Source organism: Clostridium sp. MSTE9, assembly GCF_000277625.1.
Lineage (GTDB): Bacteria > Bacillota > Clostridia > Oscillospirales > Acutalibacteraceae > Faecalispora > Faecalispora jeddahensis.
The window spans coordinates 42,311-60,984 of sequence record NZ_AKFU01000015.1 but is presented as its reverse complement, the minus strand read 5'-3'; the positions used below and the strand labels follow the sequence as shown (position 1 = coordinate 60,984).

The window sequence follows — 18,674 nt, the reverse complement described above, 5'->3', positions numbered from 1 at the left end:
GTATTTTCAACAAACCGTTATCAGGGAAAGACAGGGGCCGCCGGCTCTGAAAGTCCGGGAACCGGCGGCCTGATATTCCGGTTATTTCAATCCCATCAGACTGTCGGAGAAAATACGGGCATCCATCAGACGATTGTCAATTTTAGGCTGAAAATCCATCAGATCAAGGATCTGCGTCTGTACATCGATTCCGGGAGCCACCTCCGTCAGGAAGACACCGTCGGAGCGCAGCTCGAATACGGCGCGCTCTGTAATGTACAGGACCGGCTGGCTCACCTTCTGAGCATAGACGCCGGAAAAAGTGATTTGCTCCACCTGATCGATGAATTTCTTCTCTTTACCCTCCTGATCAATGACGAGCTTACCGTTTTCCACATGGGTTTTCAGGCCGCCTGCGGTAAAGGTGCCGCAGAAGAATACCTTTTTGGCATTCTGCGTGATGTTGATAAATCCGCCGCATCCGGCAATCCTGGGACCGAACTTGGAAACATTGATGTTTCCAAAGCGGTCGGCCTGCGCCAGCCCCAGAAAAGCATAATCGACACCGCCGCCATCGTAAAAGTCAAACTGATAGGGCTGATCCAGAATTGCCTCCGCATTGACCGAACCGCCGAATTTCGGGCCGCCTTGCGGCACGCCCCCCACGGGGCCGGATTCTACGGTAAGGGTCATGTAATCACCGATTCCCTCTTCGTTCGCCACCATGGAAATGTATTCGGGGATGCCGATCCCAAGGTTTACGATGGAATTGGGGATCAGTTCCATCGCCGCTCTGCGTCCGATGATCTTTTTGGCGCTCATGGGCGGGTGATCCAGACTGTCCAGCGGAACCCGGTATTCGCCGCTCATAGAGCCGTCGTATTCGCAGCCAACGCATTGCTCGTGCTCGCTCGGGTTCTGCGCCACCACAATGGCATCTACATAAATTCCGGGTATCTTCACCAGCTTGGGGTCCAGCGATCCGTTTTCAACGACCCTTTCTACCTGAACAATCACCTTGCCGCCGCAATTATGTACAGCCTGTGCGATGGAGGTTGCCTCAATGGACGCGACCTCGTGGCTCATGATAACGTTGCCGTTTTCATCCGCATAGGTGCCGCGGATAAAGCCGATGTTCAGCGGGATCGCCTTGTAGAGGAGCTTTTCCTGACCGAGGATTTCCACAACCTCTACCAAATCCTCTTTGGTAATATCGTTGAGCTTGCCGCCCTCCAGACGGGGATCTGCAAAGGTGTTCAAACCCACATGGGTAATGGTGCCGATCCGGTGCCCGGCAATGTCTCGATAGAGCTGAGAGAGCGTTCCCTGCGGGAGGTTGTAGCCCTCGATCTTGTTTTGCAGAACCAGTTCACCCAGCTTCGGCACCATGTTCCAGTGCCCGCCGATGACGCGTCTGGTCATTCCCTCGTGGGCAAAATGGTCGGCACCGCTGCCGTCCCGGTTTCCCTGGGCAGCCGCATAGAAAAGAGTCAGGCTCTTCGGTGATCCGGTTTCCAAAAATCTTGCCTCCAAAGCACGGGTCAGTGCTTCCGGCATTACGCTTGCCACAAAGCCGCTGGTGGTAATGGTATCTCCGTCCTTTACCCAGCCGGCGGCATTTGCCGCAGTAATCATTGGCTTTTTTGACATGATACTCCTCCTCCGCATTTTTTCCTTTGACCCAAATCAACCGAATCAAAGTGATCGCATTCCGAAATGATTTCCATCCATTTTCCGTATGCTTTTGGATTATTTGCCGATGAAGTGCTTCTCTTTGCGTTTCTCCAGGAATGCAGTCATGCCCTCTTTTTTATCCTGTGTAGAGAAGGACAGGCCAAACAGGTTGGCTTCCAGCTTCAGGCCGCTGTTCAGGTCGGTGTCGCTGCCGGTGTTGATGGCTTCCTTCGCCAGCGCAACGCCGATCGGCGCGTTCTTCATGATGCGCCCTGCCATTGCCTTGCAGTAATCAATCAGCTCTGCCAGCGGAACCACTTTGTTGGCAAGACCAATGCGGTAGGCCTCCTGCGCGTCAATCATGTCGCAGGTGAAAATCAGCTCTTTGGCGCGCCCTTTCCCTACCAGGCGGGAAAGACGCTGCGTGCCGCCAAAGCCGGGCAGAATCCCCAAACCGCATTCGGGCTGTGCAAATTTGGCGTTTTCAGAGGCGATACGGATATCGCAGGCCATTGAAATTTCGCAGCCGCCGCCCAGAGCGTATCCGTTTACGGCGGCAATGGTTACCTGAGGCATCTCTTCCAGATGTCCAAAAGCTTTTCTGGCAAGCTGACCCATGGCGCTTCCCTCCACAGGAGTTGCATTTACCATTTCAGAAATATCTGCGCCGGCAACGAAGGATTTTTCACCGGAACCGGTCAAAATAACGACCTTTACATCTTCGCGTTTTTCGATTTCTGACAGGCAGGTGTCCAGTTCACTTAAGGTTTCGCTATTGAGCGCATTTAGAGATTTCGGCCGGTTGATGGTCAGCAGGGCAATGCCGTTTTGAATTTCCAGAAGCAGATTATTCATAACAAAAACCTCCGTAAAAAAATATAAAATTTAGATGAAGTATACAATTTCTCTCTTTGAGACCTATTTTATAACGCATTTTATCTCGTGTCAAGAACATTTCTAAGCCGTAGGATTCGTATAGCGAATTATTTTTGTGCAGAGTGTAGCGCTTATAGGTAGTACCACTAGATATTGCGTATTTCTGGTCATATCTGGATGAAAAAAACTTTTTATTTTTCTACAAGAAAAAAGTTTGTTTTATTTCTCAAAAAATATCTTGACATGCATTTTATTTTATGTTAAATTCGCCTTGTAAACAATTCTTATTCAGAAATGTTTTAAATAAGAATTGTTTTGAAACAATAAGGTAATTCTGAATCATGGTTGACCAAATGAAAGGAAGGATGATTATGAACCTTACACTGAATGATGAACAAAAGCGCATTCAAACCCTCGCACGCGAATTCGCGGAAAGGGAAGTAAAACCCGGTGCTATCGAGCGCGATGAAACTTCTACTTATGATGTCGGTCTGTTTAACAAATTGGGGAAACTTGGCCTGATCGGGTTGCCATACCCCACAACGGTAGGCGGTCAGGGGATGGGTTACCTCGAATATGCTCTTGCTGTTGAAGAAATTTCGAAAGTGGATGCTTCGCTGGGGATTTCCTATTCGGTAGCGACCTCTCTTTATGGTGGTACCATTTTTAACTCTTCCGCTTCCGAAGAGGTGAAGAAAAAGTTCATGGCTCCTGTTCTTTCCGGCGAACATCTGGGCGGCTTTGGTTTGACCGAGCATGGGGCCGGTTCCGACGCAGCCGGTCAGAAGACCATTGCAAAACAGGACGGTGACTTTTATATTCTCAATGGTTCCAAGTGCTTTAACACCAACGGCCCTCTGGCTGACTATTATGTTATTTATGCGCTGACGGACCCATCTGTCGGCACAAAGAGCATGACCTGCTTTGCGGTGGAGCGCAGCACACCCGGTGTTTCCATCGGACATATTGAAAACAAGATGGGCATTCGTTCCGCGCAGGTTTCCGAAATCCTGTTGGACAACGTTCGCGTACCCGCTGCAAATATGCTGGCGCAGCCCGGCGAAGGCTTTAAGCTTGCTATGAAGACTTTGGATTGCGGGCGGATCGGCGTAGCTGCACAGGGTCTTGGCATTGCGGAAGGCGCCTTTGAGATTGCACGCAAATACATGATGGAGCGCGAGCAGTTCGGCAAGCCCATCAGTAAGCAGCAGTATCTCGCGTTTAAAATGGCGGAGCTTTACACCAAGATTCAGGGAGCAAAGCTGCTGGTTTACGGCGCGGCTCTGGCTCATGATGCGGGCGCACGTTTCACCGTCGATGCCGCGATGGCAAAGATGACGGCTACCGACGTTGCGATGGAGGTTACGACCGAAGCGGTTCAGATGCTGGGCGGCAACGGCTATATGCGTGAATACGAAGTCGAGCGCATGATGCGTGATGCGAAGATCACCCAGATTTACGAAGGCACCAACGAAATTCAGCGTCTGGTGATCAGCGGCACGTTGTTCCGCTGACTCGTAAGCACTTTTTCCTTTGTTTATACCTGTTCTCCTAATATTAACCATGCTACAGCATTTCCGGCATCCGTGCGGATGCCGGAAATGCTGGTTTCAGGGGAAAATACAAAAATTCGCCTGCCTCTGCTTCCTGCCTGAATGGACATAGGAAATGAATTGCGAAATCAGTTGAAAAAGCGCCTGTAAAACGCTATACTGAATGCATGAAACTTTGCCCGGACGGGCACATTTCCATATTGAGCGGACTTCGAAGGAATCGCCGGGGCTGCCCCGGCAGCGTGTTTTCGGATTCACCGCCTTGAAACAGGAGGATAAAGAGCAGGATGGAATTGCGATATTGCATCAATTATTTACTGACAATATCTCAGCACGAGGTATTCCAAACCTTTTTTTCGCGGCTGTCACCTTACGGGATTACACCGGGACAGTACGGCGTGCTGAGCTGCCTTTGGAAGAATGGACCCACCACCCCGAAAGAAATCGCCAGAGCGCTTCGTTTGGAAAATTCAACGGTTTCCGGTATTCTGGACAGAATGCAGAAGCAGGATCTGATTGACCGGGTTGTGGACCCCAATAACCGGCGCAGTATTCTGGTCATCGCCACTCCTTCGGCCATGGCGATGAAGGACGACGTCCTGAAGGCGGTCGATGAACTGAATGTTGAAATACTGCAGGACTTCACTCCGCAGGAAAAGGATGCTCTGATGGAGAGCCTGCGCCGTATTGGCCGGATCGATGAAGAGGAGTGAATGATGGAGCCCTCCGGAACTGACAGAAATCTTATTGTCTGCATGAAGCAGGTGCCCGATCTGAGCATCGGGCGAAGAGAAAAGACAGAACAGCCGCCGCAGAGGCTTCCCGTCCGGCTGAATCTGCTGGACGCCTATGCGCTGGAGGCTGCCGCGCGCCTGCGCGACGCGGATAAAAACATCCATATTACCGCTCTTTCCCTGGGGCGTTCCGGTGAGGACGAGGCCTTGCGGCAGGCATTGGCAATTGCCGCGGATGACGCTGTTCTTGCGGTGGTTCCCGACCCTGATGTGCTGGATGCTCTGGCGGTCAGCCGCCTGCTGGCCCAGGCAATCCGCCTCATAGAGAAGAAAGCAGGCCCGGCAGAGCTGATCTTCTGTGGGCAGCAGTCTATCGATGGGCAGTCTGCGCAGGTCGGCCCTCAACTGGCACAGTGCCTGAACCTGCCTTTTGCAGGCCGCGGGCTTGAGGCGTCATTGTGTGGCGGCGTTATGCGAATCAGGCAGGGAAATGAGGACGGAACCGGTCTGGTAGAGATGGACCTGCCCTGTGTTGCGGCGTTTGACAAAATTCCTGGCGAGCCCCGGCTCCCCACGGTGAGAAGCAGCATGGAAGCCAGCCGTGCAGTGATTCCGATGCTGGAGCTTTCCGAAATTCCCGCCCCGCTGTTAACGGTACGCGAAACACGCCCTGCCTCCCGTGGGATGCAGGGCGTGAGAATTTGTAAGCAGACCGGCGAGGATTCCGCCAAGCAGCTGTTCCAGCTTTTGAACGCTGCCGGTGTGCTGTGAGGAAATGAAGCATGAAAAAAGACATTTGGGTTTTCATGGAGACAGGAAAATCCGGACGCTTTCGCGAGCTGTCTCTTTCGTTACTGAATGATTGCCGCGCTTTGGTGAATTCCCTGGGCGGAGCTCTCACTGCCGTGGCGTTTTCTGGTGATGCAGAAAACGAAGCCGTAGCGGCTGGCATCTGTGGAGCCGACCGCCTGCTGCTGGCGGATGCCGTTCCCGCTGACCCTGCCGCGGCGCTTGCCGAGCTGGCGGAAAAGGAAAAGCCTTGGGCCATTCTGGCTGCATCTACGGTTTTTGCGAAGGAATGGCTGCCACAGGCAGCTGCCCGGCTGAATACCGGTTTTGCCTCCGACTGCACCGGTTTTGCGCTGGATGCGCAGAAGGATTGCCTGGTCTGGACGCGTCCTGTTCTGGGGGAAAGCGCTCTGTGTGATGTCGTCTGCATCGATCGCCGTCCGCAGATCGGAACTGTCCGCCCCGGAGGCGGACAAAAGCGCCAGAGGAATGATACAGCGCCAGTACAGGTGATCCGTTTTACACCCCCCGCCGGTGGTTCCGCCCGCATCCGGGTGCTGGAATTGCTGCAGGAGCTTTCGAGCGACGGCATCGATTTGGAAAGCGCCGAGGTGATTGTATCCGGCGGTAAAGGGGTAGGCGGGCCGGAGGGCTTTGCTCCCTTGCACGAGCTGGCTGCTGCGCTGGGGGGCGCCGTTGGCGCGTCGCGCACCACAGTTGACCGGGGATGGATTTCCAAGGCACATCAGGTGGGACAGACAGGTCACACAGTTGCCCCAAGGCTGTATATAGCCTGCGGTATTTCCGGTGCGATCCAGCACCTGACCGGCATGCTGGGTTCCGGTACCATCGTGGCGATCAATACCGATCCGGATGCCCGGATTTTTCGGTATGCTGATTATTGTGTCGTTGAGGATCTTTTTGAGGTCGTTCCTGCTCTCACACGTGAGATTCTGTTCCATCGCGGCTGATTTGCAGCAGGAATTGAAACGGCGGCGGAATATCGATGCAGACAAAATTCAGATTCTTTTTCATTACGAAATGAAAGCCAGCGTCTTAAAGTGAAATGGTATAAAGACAGGAGCCACGAAAAATCGTGTCTCCTGTCTTTATACCATTTCACAGAAGGGCACAGTCGGTTAATTATAATAAAAAATCCAACTATATTATAATAAAAAAGCAAGACAAAAGCAGGTATGCGTATAGTCCCCCTGATCGAAAAAGCAGCAAGTATTTTAGATTTTCTTCCACACTACAATGATTACATTTTCAATAAGCACTGGAAAACAACCTGTTTCTAAAACGGTGCTTAAAAAGTGTATCTTCGACTCCGTACCAAAACCGATATTGATTTTGCTACCAACCATGTATACCGGCACAGTTTCGCCACGAGGCCAGTCGAAAATGGTGTAGATTACAGAGCATATCTTCTTTGATGGGGCACACAGATGTCAGCTTTCCCCTGCGACGATATGCCACAACAGAATACGATTTTCTTCGTCAACAGATCAACCTGCTTCATAAAACCGAATGTAGGTTGATTTTCGAAAGCGGAAGCACTTTCGATTTTGGTCATAACGCAAGAGGAGCAGCACAGAGGGTCGATACCGTGCTGCTCCTTTATCATAATATTCGAAAACGCTTTACATCCTGTTATTGCAATCGATTATGCTATCGGGGCAGCGCATTCTCTGAAAGCGGCACCGTTGCTGGGAAATCAGCTTTTCCAGCAGCCGCATCCAACTTGACCCCTTCTGTTCGGGTATGCTCAGGGCAGCACGGCAAATTTTAAATATAATAAATCGATGGAGCAGATGTGCAAATTAAATTTGAAAATCCAGTAAGATTTTTAAATCCGTCTTTGCCGCAGCCGTCAACAGACGGAATGCCTGATCCGCCTGATCTGCAGGCAGCACACGAGTCACCAGCCAATTCAAAGTCAGCGTTTTCCCGCCAATCAGCCGGGCGGCCTCCTGCAGATCGGAAAAGGAATAGGCGTTGTTTCCGCAGAGCTTCTGCTCGTTGGATACCAGATAATTGACGTCTACTACAGGTAATGTTTCGTAAATTGCGGAGATAAAGATGGAGCCACCCGGACGAGTAACCTGAACGGCGCCTTCCAGCGCTCCTTGAACGCCGACCGCATCCACTGCGCAGTCAAACGTTCCTCCGGCTTTGAATCCATCGGATACCGTCCGGTCCGCGCCGGCTTGCTCTGCCTTACTTCGGCGGAACTCATCCAAATCAGCCACAGTCACTTGCGCCACCTGATACTGCGTTTTCAGCAGGCAGGCGATCAACAGGCCGATAGGCCCTGCCCCTACCACCAGCACACGCTTAGGATCGGCCCTCATAATTTCCTTGCAGGCGTGAACCGCCACGGCCAGCGGTTCACACAGCGCCGCCTGTTTCAAGTCGGTATCCTTGGGAAGCACGATTAGCTTTTCCGGCTCCAAAGCCAAATACTCGGCAAAGCACCCAGGCCTCACCTCTCCAATAAAGCCCAGAGAAGCACAGCGGTGGCTGTCGCCCTCCAAACACGCCGGGCAGTGACCGCAGGGCACCCGGGGATCGCCGACCACCAGATCTCCCTCGTTCAGCCCGCTTTCCGCCGGCGCGGAGCAGACCCGGCCCACGAACTCATGGCCCATGGTTTCCTCCAGCCGCTCCACAAACATCCCTTTCCGGTAGATGTGCAGATCAGAGCCGCAGATACCGCCGTACAAGACCCGGATTAGCGCTTGGTTGTTCCGGGGAGTGACCGCCTCGGTATCAACGGTGCGCACGTCCCCGACGCCATAAAATTTTACCGCTTTCATCTCCTGCCTCCCTCCTAACCGGCCAGCCAGCCGCCGTCTACGATGACAACCTGTCCGGTGACATAATCGCTGGCGGAGGAGGCTAAAAACAGTGCGGGTCCGGCCAGGTCCTTCCCCGTTCCCCAGCGGCCGGCGGGAATGCGGCTTTCGATCCAGGCGCGGTGATCCGGATCGTCGTAGAACTGCTGGGTCATGGGTGTGACGAAATAGCCGGGCGCGATAGCGTTGACCTGAATGTTGTATTTTGCCAGCTCAATGGCCATGGTCTTGGTCAGCTGAACAATGGCCCCCTTACTGGAACAGTAGACGCTCGATTCCGTCAGGCCGATGTAGCTTCCCAGAGAGCCGATATTGATAATTTTCCCTCCCTTTTCCTTCATGGCTTCGGCCGCTGCCTGGGCCATGAAATAAGCGCCCTTCAAATTAACGCCGATAATGGCGTCAAAATGTTCGGGGGTGACGGAGAGAAAATCCTCCACGATTTCCGCGCCGGCGTTGTTCACCAGCACATCCACGCCGCCGGCCTGGGCTTGAACTTGTTTCATAAAATGTCGGATGGCATCAGGGTCGGTGACATCCACACTCAGTCCAATAGCCTCGCCCCCGTTTTTTCGGATGGCTGCGGCTACCCGTTCCAGAGTGCTCTGGGTTCGGCCGGCACAGATAACGATTGCTCCCATTTTCCCAAACGCCTGCGCATAGCTTTCGCCGAGTCCGGTTCCCGCGCCGGTGACAATGACTACCTTTCCGCTGACGTCAAAGATGTTTTTTTCCGCAATGCCGAATTTCTGCATAGGGAATCTCCTTTCTGAATCGTTGGGCAGGGCGGGCAGGAATTTCCGCCCGCCCTGCCTGCCGACTGTTTAGCCGATGCGGTTTTCATAAAGCCGCTCGTCGGAGGGCTGGCATTCCTGAGGAACCAGAGGCGACTGAAGGATCATAGTGGCGCCGCTGTCCGCGAACTCGTTATTAATCACCTTCGCGGGGGACCACAGTGCGCCCTCTTTCGTGATTGTATCGCCCACCTTTGGAATCTCCTCGCCGTTAAACATTTTGTTCATATATTCCACAGCCATAGTGGTCATATCCAGGGCAGGCTGTTCCACAACGGCATACAGTTTGCCCTCGTTGAGCAGATGCATCCCTTCCACCCCAATACAGATGCCGGAGATGAAATAATCAGCGGGGTCAAGGCCGGCGGCCTCCACGGCAGCCACAACACCGGATCCCATAATATCGGGAGTATGGACGTAAATACCCAGCACATCGTCGCCATAACGGGTCAGAAGATCACTGGTGCGACTGTGAGAATCGTCATTGTTCCAATGGCCCTCGCCCTGCACCACCGTCAGCTGGGGATACTGCTCCATCACAGAGGAGAAGCCTTCGTGACATTCAGTGGTGTACATATCCACCAGGGAACCCGTGATTTCGATGATGACACCCTTGGGGACCTCACCGCCGTTGGCGTCCTTGATGCCCTGCACCATCTGTGCCGCAGCCTTGCGGGAGGAATCCACGATATCGTTGGTAATGAACATGTCCACGTGGCCGCCCTCAGGGCAGGTGTCGACAGCAAAGACCGGGATTCCTTCCTCGTTCAGCTTTTTAATCCCGGGAACCAGCGTGACCAGGTCTTCCGCCCCGGCCAGAATGAAGCCGTCGATGCCCTGCACGATGAAAGTGTCGATGGCGTCCATGATCTTCAGGCTGTCGGCCTTGCCGTCCACGATTTTCAGCTCGATGCCATACTTATCGCAGGCCTCCTGTGCGCCGATCATAAATGCCTGAATATATTCAGTAGAGGTGTTTTTCACCACCATGCCGATGGTTTTTTTGTCTGTCGAACCGCCGGAACCGGCAGGACTCTGGCCGGACGCAGTGCTCCCGGAACCAGTTCCCCCGGAGCCGCAGCCGGTCAGTACAGAAAGCAGCATGGATAAGGCGAGCAAAATCGTGAGCATCTTTTTTGTCATGTTGTTCTTCCTCCATTCACAGATATCGTTCGTATTACAAAATCAAGGCGGTAAGATCGCCCGAATGACCGGGTCAGGAATTGCTTTGCACCAACTTTCGCATATTCTCTTTGTGCATGATATCGGCGCTCATTTTAAAGCGCAACCGATCCAGAATAATTGCCAGAAAGATCAGTCCTCCTTTTGTTGCGCTGACCAGATTGACATCTACCCCGTTGAGATTCAGCGCGTTGTCGATCATACCCAAAAGCAGTGTGCCGCCCAGCATTCCCACAGGCTTCCCCATGCCGCCGTTGAAGCTGCAGCCGCCCAGAATGGCGCCGGCAAAGGCCATCATGACCATACCCTCACCCATACTGTTGGAAACGGCGTTCTGCCGTCCGGCGGTGACCAGCCCGGCCACGGCAGAAAGCAGACCCGCCAGCACGAAAGCACAGATGATAACCCGGTCGGTATTGATGCCGGAAATGTAAGCGGCGCGGCGGCTGCCGCCGGTCAGCGCGAATTTGCGCCCGAAGACGGTTTTATGAAAAATAAACTCGAAAATAATGTAGATTACGATTAGCGCCAGAATGGCGATTTGGAGCGACCCGATACGCCCACGCCCCAGGAAGGTATAGCCCTTGTCAAGCCCGGCCAGGGAAAAGGGCACCAGGAAAAGCACCAGCCCCCGCATGACAATCTGGCTGGACATGGTCAGCAGGAAAGAATTGGTTTTCATCTTGGCTACGAAAAAGCCGTTGAAGAAACCAACCGCCACGCCCAGCGCCAGCGTCATAAAAATACACACCACGGGACCCAGGCTCAGCTGCTGAGCCACCAATATCGTGACACCGGGCGCAAAGGCCAGTGTGGCCTCCATTGACAGATCCAGCTCTCCCACCATCATCACAATGCCCATACCCAGCACCAGCAGGCCGAGCGTCGCGGACTGATAAAGAATATTCAACTGGTTCTTCATACCGAGAAACGCGGGGGTAAAGAGGGCGTTGGCAATAAAAAACACCGCAAGCAGAACCCAAACCAGATTATCCAGCAGGGCCAGCTGTATTTTTGTTCTGAGTCTCATGATTTTTTCACCTCGTCAATATGAATAACCTCGCCCTGCATTGCCCGGTAAATCTGTTTCTCGGAAAACTCTTCCCGAGAGAACCGATCGATGATCTCGCCCTCATACAGAACCAGAATGCGGTCACAAATTTTGATCAGATCCTCCACTCCGGGGGACGTAATGATGACACAGGATTGCTTGCGAAGCTCACGGTGAATGGTGTTCAAGATCGATTCCTTGGCCTCGATGTCTACGCCGCGGGTAGGTTCATCCAGCAGGCAGACCTGAGGAGTATAAGCCATAATCTTACCCACCAGCACCTTTTGTTTATTTCCACCGCTGAGCTGACCGATATTCTGCTTTCTGGAAAAAGCCTTGACATCCAGTGTGCGGATCAAATCGTCTGCCAGCTGTTCTTCCTTTTTGGTCTGGAGCACGCCCCATCGGCTTATCCTAGGCAATATGCTGATGGTCAGGTTTTTTTGAATGGAGGCGATGGGGATCAGTCCCTCCGCCTCCCGTTCCTCCGTCAGGTAAAGCACACCGTCGTCACGGGCTGCCGCCGGAGAGCGGTAATGTTTTTGACTTCCCGCGACCCAGACCGTTCCCCCGTCATACGTGTCGATCCCGACCACGCTTTTCATCAGTTCTGTCCGCCCGCTGCCCCGTAAGCCCGCAAGGCCCACGATCTCGCCCTTTCGGACGGACATACTGATATTCCGGAATTTTCCGTAGCTGGTAAAATTCTTCAGTACAAACGCCTCTTCCTCCTGAATCATGGCGGACATGTCTTCCATGATCTGTTCATCATAATTGGTGCTGCCAACAATCAGCGAGGCCAGCTTCTTTTTGTCCAGATCCCCCCGCATGACGCTGCCCACATTGTGTCCGTCCCGGATCACCGTTACCCAGTCGCAGACACGCAGGAGCTCTTCCGTATGGTGGGAGATAAAAACAACCGTTTTCCCGGCCGAAATCAGGTCGTCGATAATGCGGTAAAGAATCGCCTGATCCTTTTGGCTGAGAGAGGCGGACACCTCATCCATAATAACGATTTCCGCGTCTTCCACAAAGCACGCCTTGATGACCAGCAGCAGCTGGCGCTCACTGATGGACAAATTTCGCATCTTTACGGATACGTCTATGGGAAAGCCCGCCTGATCCAAAATCTCGGCCGCCCTGCGCCGCATCTCGCTCCAGTCGATGACCTTTTTGTTATCCAGATAACCGGGCATAAAAAAGTTTTCCATTACGGTGCTTTCTTCTATTACCTGCGGCTCCTGCGTAATGATCGAGATGCGCTGATGCTTGGCCGTGATAGGAGACAAGGAAGTATATTTCTGCCCGTTGATCCAAATTTCCCCGCTGCTGGGGGCAACCAGCCCGGAGATGATACCGACCAGTGTAGATTTTCCGGCTCCGTTCTTGCCGATAAGCCCGTGAACCTCTCCACGCCGGATGGTAAGACTCACGTCCTCCAGCGCCACAGTTCCGGCGTACAGCTTTGTAACGTGCCGCAATTCCAAAGCCGTCTGCTCCTCTGCCACAATCATTCCTCCCTTCTGTTTCCGATCCGCCTGTACGATTTACTCCACACGCAGACGCACGGAATCTCGATGAGCGTAAAGTCCCTCCACCTGTGCGAAATGCATGCAGGACTCGGAGAGGTTCCTGCAGCCCTCTTGACTGACATACTGATGGAAGGGCGTCTTAATAAAGGTTTTAACACACAGTCCATTAGAATAGCGGGCAGTCGACATGGTAGGCAAAATGTGATTGGTTCCGGAGACAAAATCCCCGAAGGCCACCGGCGCATAATGACCTACAAACAACGAACCGTAATTGTACAGCTGGGCGGCTACCTGCCGTTCTTCCTTTGTCTGTACCTCCAGGTGCTCCGGCGCCACCTGGTTGGCCAGCGCGATGGCTTCCTCCATGCTGTCGGCCAGGTAAACCTCCCCGTTGTCCTCCCAGGATATGGTGGCCACGTCCCGGGTCGGCAGGGCCGCCAGCAGGCGGTTCAGTTCCGCCATGGACCGTTCAATGACACCCACATCGGTGCAGACCAGAATAGGCTTGGCATTGGGGTCATGTTCCGCCTGACCCAGTAGATCAATGGCCACAAAAGTGGGGTTGGCGGTCTCATCCGCAAGAATCAGCACCTCGCTGGGGCCGGCCAGACTGTCGATTCCCACATCGCCAAGCACCTGGCGCTTGGCCTCGGTGACAAACTTGTTTCCCGGCCCGACGATCAAATCGACCTTCCGGACTGTCTCCGTGCCATAGGCGTAAGCCGCAATGGCCTGCGCGCCGCCCATGCAGTAAATGTCATCGGCGCCGGCAATGTCCATCGCCACCAGCACGGCGGGGTGAATCGTTCCGCAGCCATGAAAGGCGGGGGAACAGGCCGCCACATTCTTTACCCCGGCTACCTTCGCGACAACGACGCTCATCAGCGCGGAGGATGGCAGAGGGTAGCGTCCGCTGGGAATATAGCAGCCGCAGTTTTCTATCGGCACCAGACGATGCCCCAGCTCCACACCCGCTATGAGACTTGGAACGTTCAGCGGCTGCATGCACTGCAGCTGCTGCTGGGCAAACCAGCGGATCTGGTCGGCCGCAAAGGTAATGTGCTTCACGGTTTCCTGATCCACCAGCGTGTAGGCCTTTTCAATCGTCGGGCGGTCCACCTTCACACATTTCAAATCCGTGTGATCGAACTTTTGGGCCAGTTCCAGAAGAGCGGCGTCACCGCGGCTCCGCACGGAATCGATGATCTCCAGCACCGTCTCTGTCAGTTGGTGATCACGCTGGTAAGTTTTCTTCTCCGCTTGTTTGATTGCTTGCATGTCAAGTCCACTCCTGTCTTCTCTTCAATTTAATTCGGTCCGACTTTTCTGTGCTCTTTCGGATAAAACAAAGGAGTCACTTTTTCTGCACAACAACTGTACAGAAAAGCGACTCCTTTGTCTTACGTGTATTCCCGCCGGCTTCGTCGGCGGCAGCTCTTGGCGGAACGGAGTTTCATTATTGTGATTCGTTTTAAAACTGTTCCGCCATACGCTGTTATTTCTGGTCTGCGACCTTGAGATTTATCTTACAGGTATCCCTCGGGGATAAGTCAAGTATCAAAATAATTTGAATTTTAAAATTAAAATTATTTCATATTTTACAGAAAAGCCTTAAATTTAACCGCGGAAATGCCAAATTATGCAGGGATACAATTCAAAACATGCCCCCACGGGGCATGTTTCCCTTTGAGAAACCGCCGGATAAAAAGAAAATTCAGAGAGAAAGACCGACCTGCAAGTCAAGCCTGGATCCGAGTGCCCCGGAATGGGATCATTACCCGAATCATCCAGAGGTCGGAGTTGTTGGTAATCATCGGGCTGATCAGCCACTCTTCCACCGACCAGTTCTCCAGACGGTATCCCTGCGTTTTCGCCCATTTTAGCAAATCCATGTAGGTCTGGTAGAGCCGTTCATTTTTGGGAGAACCGATGTGGATGGCCGATACCCCCTGAAACGCCGGGATATGATCGCAATGCTGGATGTGGGGGCCGGCATCGGCAACCGGAACGGCAATTTTAAAGTCATGAACCTGGTTGTTAAACGAACAGGAATCACTGTCAAAATGATCGTAGGTAATATACATCAGCGCGCTGATGCTGAGAGACGCGGCATTGACGGATTGCGCTTTGGTCTGGATCAGAGGGAGGTAATCCATGTCCAAGCCATCTGCATCTTCAAAATCGGTGCGATACCGCAGCGAAATCACGCTTTGTGCCGGGCGGTCCACCACTTCATAATGATGATCCGTTTCCGCCTTCAGGTCGTGAATTTTCAAAACGGAAATAGCTTCCATCAGCTTGGTATATTCCAGCGTGCTCTGTTCGTAACGGATCATGCTTTCCTCCAGGGCCTCGCGGGAAGCAGTCATTTGCTTTCGAATCGACCTCTGGATTGCCTCAACATTTCGGCCATAGATGATGTCCTTCATTTCAGCCAGCGACATATCTATATTTCGCAGTGCTTTGGCCGCTACAATCGCGCACAGGTGCTGCTGGGTATAGTAGCGGTAATTGTTCGCGTCGTTTCTGGGAACGGGGCTGAGCAGTCCATGCTCCTCATAATAACGCAGTTGCTTTCTGCTCACGTTGCACATCTGACAGACTTCATTGGTACTGTAGCTTTTCATACGACCGCCTCCCCACGCAAACAAGTCTTTTCCGTAACTATATCGAATTTTATGCGCTATGTCAAAGATATTTTTTGGTTTTTCTGTTGACCAAATCTTGACTTTGAAAAATTCGGACTCTGATCTTTGCCGTACTCTCACCCGCAATAACCTTACTATTTCATACGATGTGACACCGCTCTTCACTTACTGGGTTCTTATTGCTTAGCGTGATCTTTCATACTTTCCCGTGTATTGATCCCATTTTAAAGTATTTCGGCATATAGCAAAACCCGCATAGTTCTAAAAACTATGCGGGTTTTCTTTTGGTGGAGGAGGGTGGATTCGAACCACCGAAACGTAACGTAACAGATTTACAGTCTGCCCCCTTTGGCCACTCGGGAACTCCTCCATATTTACTTTTATCTCAAACAGTTCGCGGTACTTGTCCGGTTCAGCTGAACACCGAAGCGTGGAGCTGGTGGACGGATTCGAACCCCCGACCTGCTGATTACAAATCAGCTGCTCTACCAACTGAGCTACACCAGCATGACTCAAAATTGAGCGCTTGACTAATATATCATTTTTATCTGGTTTTGTCAATACAATTTTCGCAAAAAATGCTGGGGAACAAAGAGAGCCGTTCTTTTTCGCCGAATCGGCGCACACCCTGCAAAAGCAATCCTATGACATTAATCCGGCTCTTCTTCTTTTTCTTTTTTTACATCCAGCACACTGTCCATTAAGCTTAACAGCTCAATTTCACTGCGAAAGGCACTTTCCTTATCGCCCTCCAGCCAGTGCAGGTTTCCCTGCCAGGTGGAAGCATTGCGGTACAGCACATTTATAACAAATGTTGCCTTTTCCTCTTTCATCTTGACTCTCTCCCATTTGCACTCCCAATTTTCCCGGAGCCTTTACTACTGCAATCATATAAAATTGCACTCATTTTGTCAAATAATATTCATTATTTACACAGTTGCGCAGTGGAGGCCCCAATCAACGAGATCAGGTCGGAGGAGGACAGTTCTACCTGTGTGCCAATTTTACCTCCGCTGACGATGATAGTAGGCAGCTGCAGGCAAGATTCATCGATCACTGTCCGAAACTGCTTCTTCATACCGATCGGTGAGCATCCGCCGCGGATATAACCCGTGATCTGATTGATCTCGCTGACATGGATCATCTCTACCGATTTCTCAGAGACCGACTGTGCCGCCGCTTTCAAATCCAGCTCCTGTTCCACCGGAATGACAAACACATAAAAGCTCTTGCTGGCGCCGCGCGTCACAAGCGTTTTAAACACCTGCTCCACCGGCTGATTCAGCTTATGCGCCACAGAAGCGCCGTCGATCAGGCCATCCTCGTGAGAATAAAAATAAAACTGATACGAAATCTTTTCCTTATCCAGAATTCGCATCACATTCGTTTTATGTTCCTTTGCCACCTAAATTCCTTCCTTTCCAAAACAAGGTACCACACCATAAATGAACCGCTGAAATACAAACCTGTGATTTGACTGCCGAACCAGATACACTCGAGCATCTACGCGCGAAAGCGGACAGCCGCGTTGGAACGGCTGCCCGCACTGCGAAAGGCAGGATTACTCTACGATTTTCCACTTAATGCCCTGGGGGGTATCCTCCAGAACTACATGGCGGGCTTTCAGCTCATCGCGAATCCGGTCGGCGGTAGCCCAATCCTTGTTTTTGCGCGCATCGGTGCGCTGCTGAATCAGCGCCTCGATTTCTTCATCCAGCGACTGATCCTTTCTCTGGTACAGCAGGCCCAGCACGTCTGCCAGCTCCCCGTACAGCTTGAGAGCCGCATTGTACAGTTCCTTGCTCTTTTCGCCGGGGATCAGATTGGTATTGATCTCGCGGGCCAGATCAAACAGCACCGAAATCGCGTCGGCCGTGTTCAGGTCGTCGTCCATCGCGGTGATAAAACGCTGGCGGAACGAATCGAGCGCATCGATCTGCTCCTGCTCGCCATCCTTCAGGCCCTCAGGCGCATTGTCCCGGGCAAACGTCAGATTGTCGCGGCAGTTATAGAGACGATCCAGAGCGGATTTGCACTGCTCGATGATCTCAATGCTGTAATTGATGGGGCTGCGGTACTGCGACGAAACCATCAAAAAGCGGATCGGCTCATAGCCGTATACGTTTGCAACCTCCCGCACGGTGAAGAAGTTGTTCAGCGATTTGCTCATCTTATGGTTGTCGACATTGATATAACCGTTATGCATCCAGTAATGGGCAAAGGGAACGCCGTTACAGCACTCGCTCTGCGCGATCTCGTTTTCGTGGTGGGGGAAGATCAAATCCTGACCGCCGCAGTGAATATCGATCGTGTTGCCCAAAAAGTGGCGTGCCATCGCGGAGCACTCAATGTGCCAGCCAGGGCGGCCCTTGCCCCACGGGGAATCCCAGCTTGGCTCGCCGGGCTTGGCGGACTTCCACACAGCAAAGTCCATCGCATCCTCTTTCACTTCATCCACACTAATGCGCGCGCCGGCCTGCAGATCGTCCAGCGGCTGGTGCGACAGCTTCCCGTACTCATCGAACTTCTTGGTGCGGAAATACACGTCGCCGTTGGGGGCGGCATAGGCGTAGCCCTTTTCCACCAAAGTCTGGATGATCTGCAGGATATCCTCCATGCTTTCGGTCGCCAGCGGATGAACCGTTGCGGGGCGCACATTCAGGCCCTTGGCATCGGTTTTGTACTCCTCGATATATTTGCGGGAAACGGTCAGGTAATCTGTTTCCTCTTCATTCGCCTTGCGGATGATCTTGTCATCAATATCCGTAAAATTCTGAACGTATGTCACCTTCAGACCGCGGTACTCCATATAACGGCGCAGAACATCAAACACACAGATCGGTCTGGCGTTGCCGATATGAATAAAATTATACACGGTGGGGCCGCAGGCATAAATTTTTGCTTCTCCCTCTTTGATCGGGATGAACTCTTCCTTTTGTCTTGTCAGCGTATTATAAATTTTCATAGAAAACCTCCCGCGCAGTTGCGCCGTCATTCTATTTTT

The 18,674-nt window shown here is 52.5% G+C and carries 16 protein-coding genes and 2 tRNA genes; 4 read left to right on the top strand and 14 right to left on the bottom strand.

Annotation, left to right across the window (positions count from 1 at the left end; translation table 11 throughout):
• Positions 1-81: 81 nt before the first annotated feature.
• Together HMPREF1141_RS03530 and HMPREF1141_RS03525 are read right to left on the bottom strand one after the other, a co-directional pair.
• Entirely contained in the window at positions 82-1,629 is a 1,548-nt protein-coding gene (locus tag HMPREF1141_RS03530; RefSeq protein ID WP_009061085.1) for a CoA-transferase, read from the bottom strand.
• Positions 1,630-1,728: 99 nt separating this feature from the next.
• Complete coding sequence (locus HMPREF1141_RS03525) at positions 1,729-2,508, bottom strand: enoyl-CoA hydratase-related protein (RefSeq protein ID WP_009061109.1); 780 nt, start codon at positions 2,506-2,508, stop codon at positions 1,729-1,731.
• A gap of 392 nt (positions 2,509-2,900) precedes the next feature.
• Here HMPREF1141_RS03525 and HMPREF1141_RS03520 point away from each other — a divergent pair, with 392 nt between their 5' ends.
• The 4 genes from HMPREF1141_RS03520 to HMPREF1141_RS03505 all read left to right on the top strand — a co-directional run bounded on the left by HMPREF1141_RS03520 (position 2,901) and on the right by HMPREF1141_RS03505 (position 6,576).
• The gene (locus tag HMPREF1141_RS03520) at positions 2,901-4,043 is read left to right on the top strand and encodes an acyl-CoA dehydrogenase family protein (RefSeq protein WP_009061019.1); all 1,143 of its coding nucleotides are present in this window, start codon (positions 2,901-2,903) and stop codon (positions 4,041-4,043) included.
• A 326-nt stretch (positions 4,044-4,369) separates the two neighbouring features.
• The gene (locus tag HMPREF1141_RS03515) at positions 4,370-4,795 is read left to right on the top strand and encodes a MarR family transcriptional regulator (RefSeq protein WP_009061001.1); all 426 of its coding nucleotides are present in this window, start codon (positions 4,370-4,372) and stop codon (positions 4,793-4,795) included.
• Entirely contained in the window at positions 4,796-5,587 is a 792-nt protein-coding gene (locus HMPREF1141_RS03510; RefSeq protein WP_155863463.1) for an electron transfer flavoprotein subunit beta, read from the top strand.
• Positions 5,588-5,598: 11 nt separating this feature from the next.
• Positions 5,599-6,576 (top strand): electron transfer flavoprotein subunit alpha/FixB family protein, encoded by a 978-nt coding sequence (locus HMPREF1141_RS03505; RefSeq protein WP_009061113.1) that lies wholly within the window; start codon positions 5,599-5,601, stop codon positions 6,574-6,576.
• Positions 6,577-7,428: 852 nt separating this feature from the next.
• Here the strand turns inward: HMPREF1141_RS03505 and HMPREF1141_RS03500 are convergent.
• From HMPREF1141_RS03500 to cysS, 12 genes are all read right to left on the bottom strand, one after another.
• A complete protein-coding gene (locus HMPREF1141_RS03500) occupies positions 7,429-8,424 on the bottom strand; it encodes an alcohol dehydrogenase catalytic domain-containing protein (protein WP_009061003.1) in 996 nt (331 codons plus the stop codon).
• A 14-nt stretch (positions 8,425-8,438) separates the two neighbouring features.
• Positions 8,439-9,218: a glucose 1-dehydrogenase gene (locus HMPREF1141_RS03495; RefSeq protein WP_009061029.1), complete on the bottom strand. Its 780-nt coding sequence runs from the start codon at positions 9,216-9,218 to the stop codon at positions 8,439-8,441.
• A gap of 69 nt (positions 9,219-9,287) precedes the next feature.
• Positions 9,288-10,400 (bottom strand): sugar ABC transporter substrate-binding protein, encoded by a 1,113-nt coding sequence (locus HMPREF1141_RS03490; protein ID WP_009061076.1) that lies wholly within the window; start codon positions 10,398-10,400, stop codon positions 9,288-9,290.
• A 73-nt stretch (positions 10,401-10,473) separates the two neighbouring features.
• The gene (locus tag HMPREF1141_RS03485) at positions 10,474-11,469 is read right to left on the bottom strand and encodes an ABC transporter permease (RefSeq protein WP_009061097.1); all 996 of its coding nucleotides are present in this window, start codon (positions 11,467-11,469) and stop codon (positions 10,474-10,476) included.
• On the bottom strand, positions 11,466-12,998 hold the full coding sequence (locus HMPREF1141_RS03480; RefSeq protein WP_009061040.1) for a sugar ABC transporter ATP-binding protein: 1,533 nt from the start codon (positions 12,996-12,998) through the stop codon (positions 11,466-11,468). Before HMPREF1141_RS03480 ends, HMPREF1141_RS03485 begins: the two co-directional genes overlap by 4 nt.
• Positions 12,999-13,037: 39 nt before the next feature.
• Positions 13,038-14,300, bottom strand: coding sequence for a histidinol dehydrogenase (gene hisD, locus HMPREF1141_RS03475; protein ID WP_009061074.1), 1,263 nt, complete (start codon positions 14,298-14,300; stop codon positions 13,038-13,040).
• 461 nt (positions 14,301-14,761) lie between these two features.
• The gene (locus tag HMPREF1141_RS03470) at positions 14,762-15,649 is read right to left on the bottom strand and encodes a MerR family transcriptional regulator (RefSeq protein WP_035316504.1); all 888 of its coding nucleotides are present in this window, start codon (positions 15,647-15,649) and stop codon (positions 14,762-14,764) included.
• 306 nt (positions 15,650-15,955) lie between these two features.
• Positions 15,956-16,040: transfer RNA gene (locus tag HMPREF1141_RS03465), tRNA-Tyr, on the bottom strand.
• A 61-nt stretch (positions 16,041-16,101) separates the two neighbouring features.
• Positions 16,102-16,177: transfer RNA gene (locus HMPREF1141_RS03460), tRNA-Thr, on the bottom strand.
• 143 nt (positions 16,178-16,320) lie between these two features.
• Complete coding sequence (locus tag HMPREF1141_RS03455; protein WP_009061050.1) at positions 16,321-16,503, bottom strand: hypothetical protein; 183 nt, start codon at positions 16,501-16,503, stop codon at positions 16,321-16,323.
• Positions 16,504-16,595: 92 nt separating this feature from the next.
• Positions 16,596-17,075, bottom strand: coding sequence for a Cys-tRNA(Pro) deacylase (gene ybaK, locus HMPREF1141_RS03450; protein ID WP_009061077.1), 480 nt, complete (start codon positions 17,073-17,075; stop codon positions 16,596-16,598).
• A 156-nt stretch (positions 17,076-17,231) separates the two neighbouring features.
• Positions 17,232-18,635 (bottom strand): cysteine--tRNA ligase, encoded by a 1,404-nt coding sequence (gene cysS, locus HMPREF1141_RS03445; protein WP_009061036.1) that lies wholly within the window; start codon positions 18,633-18,635, stop codon positions 17,232-17,234.
• Between the last annotated feature and the right edge of the window lie 39 nt (positions 18,636-18,674).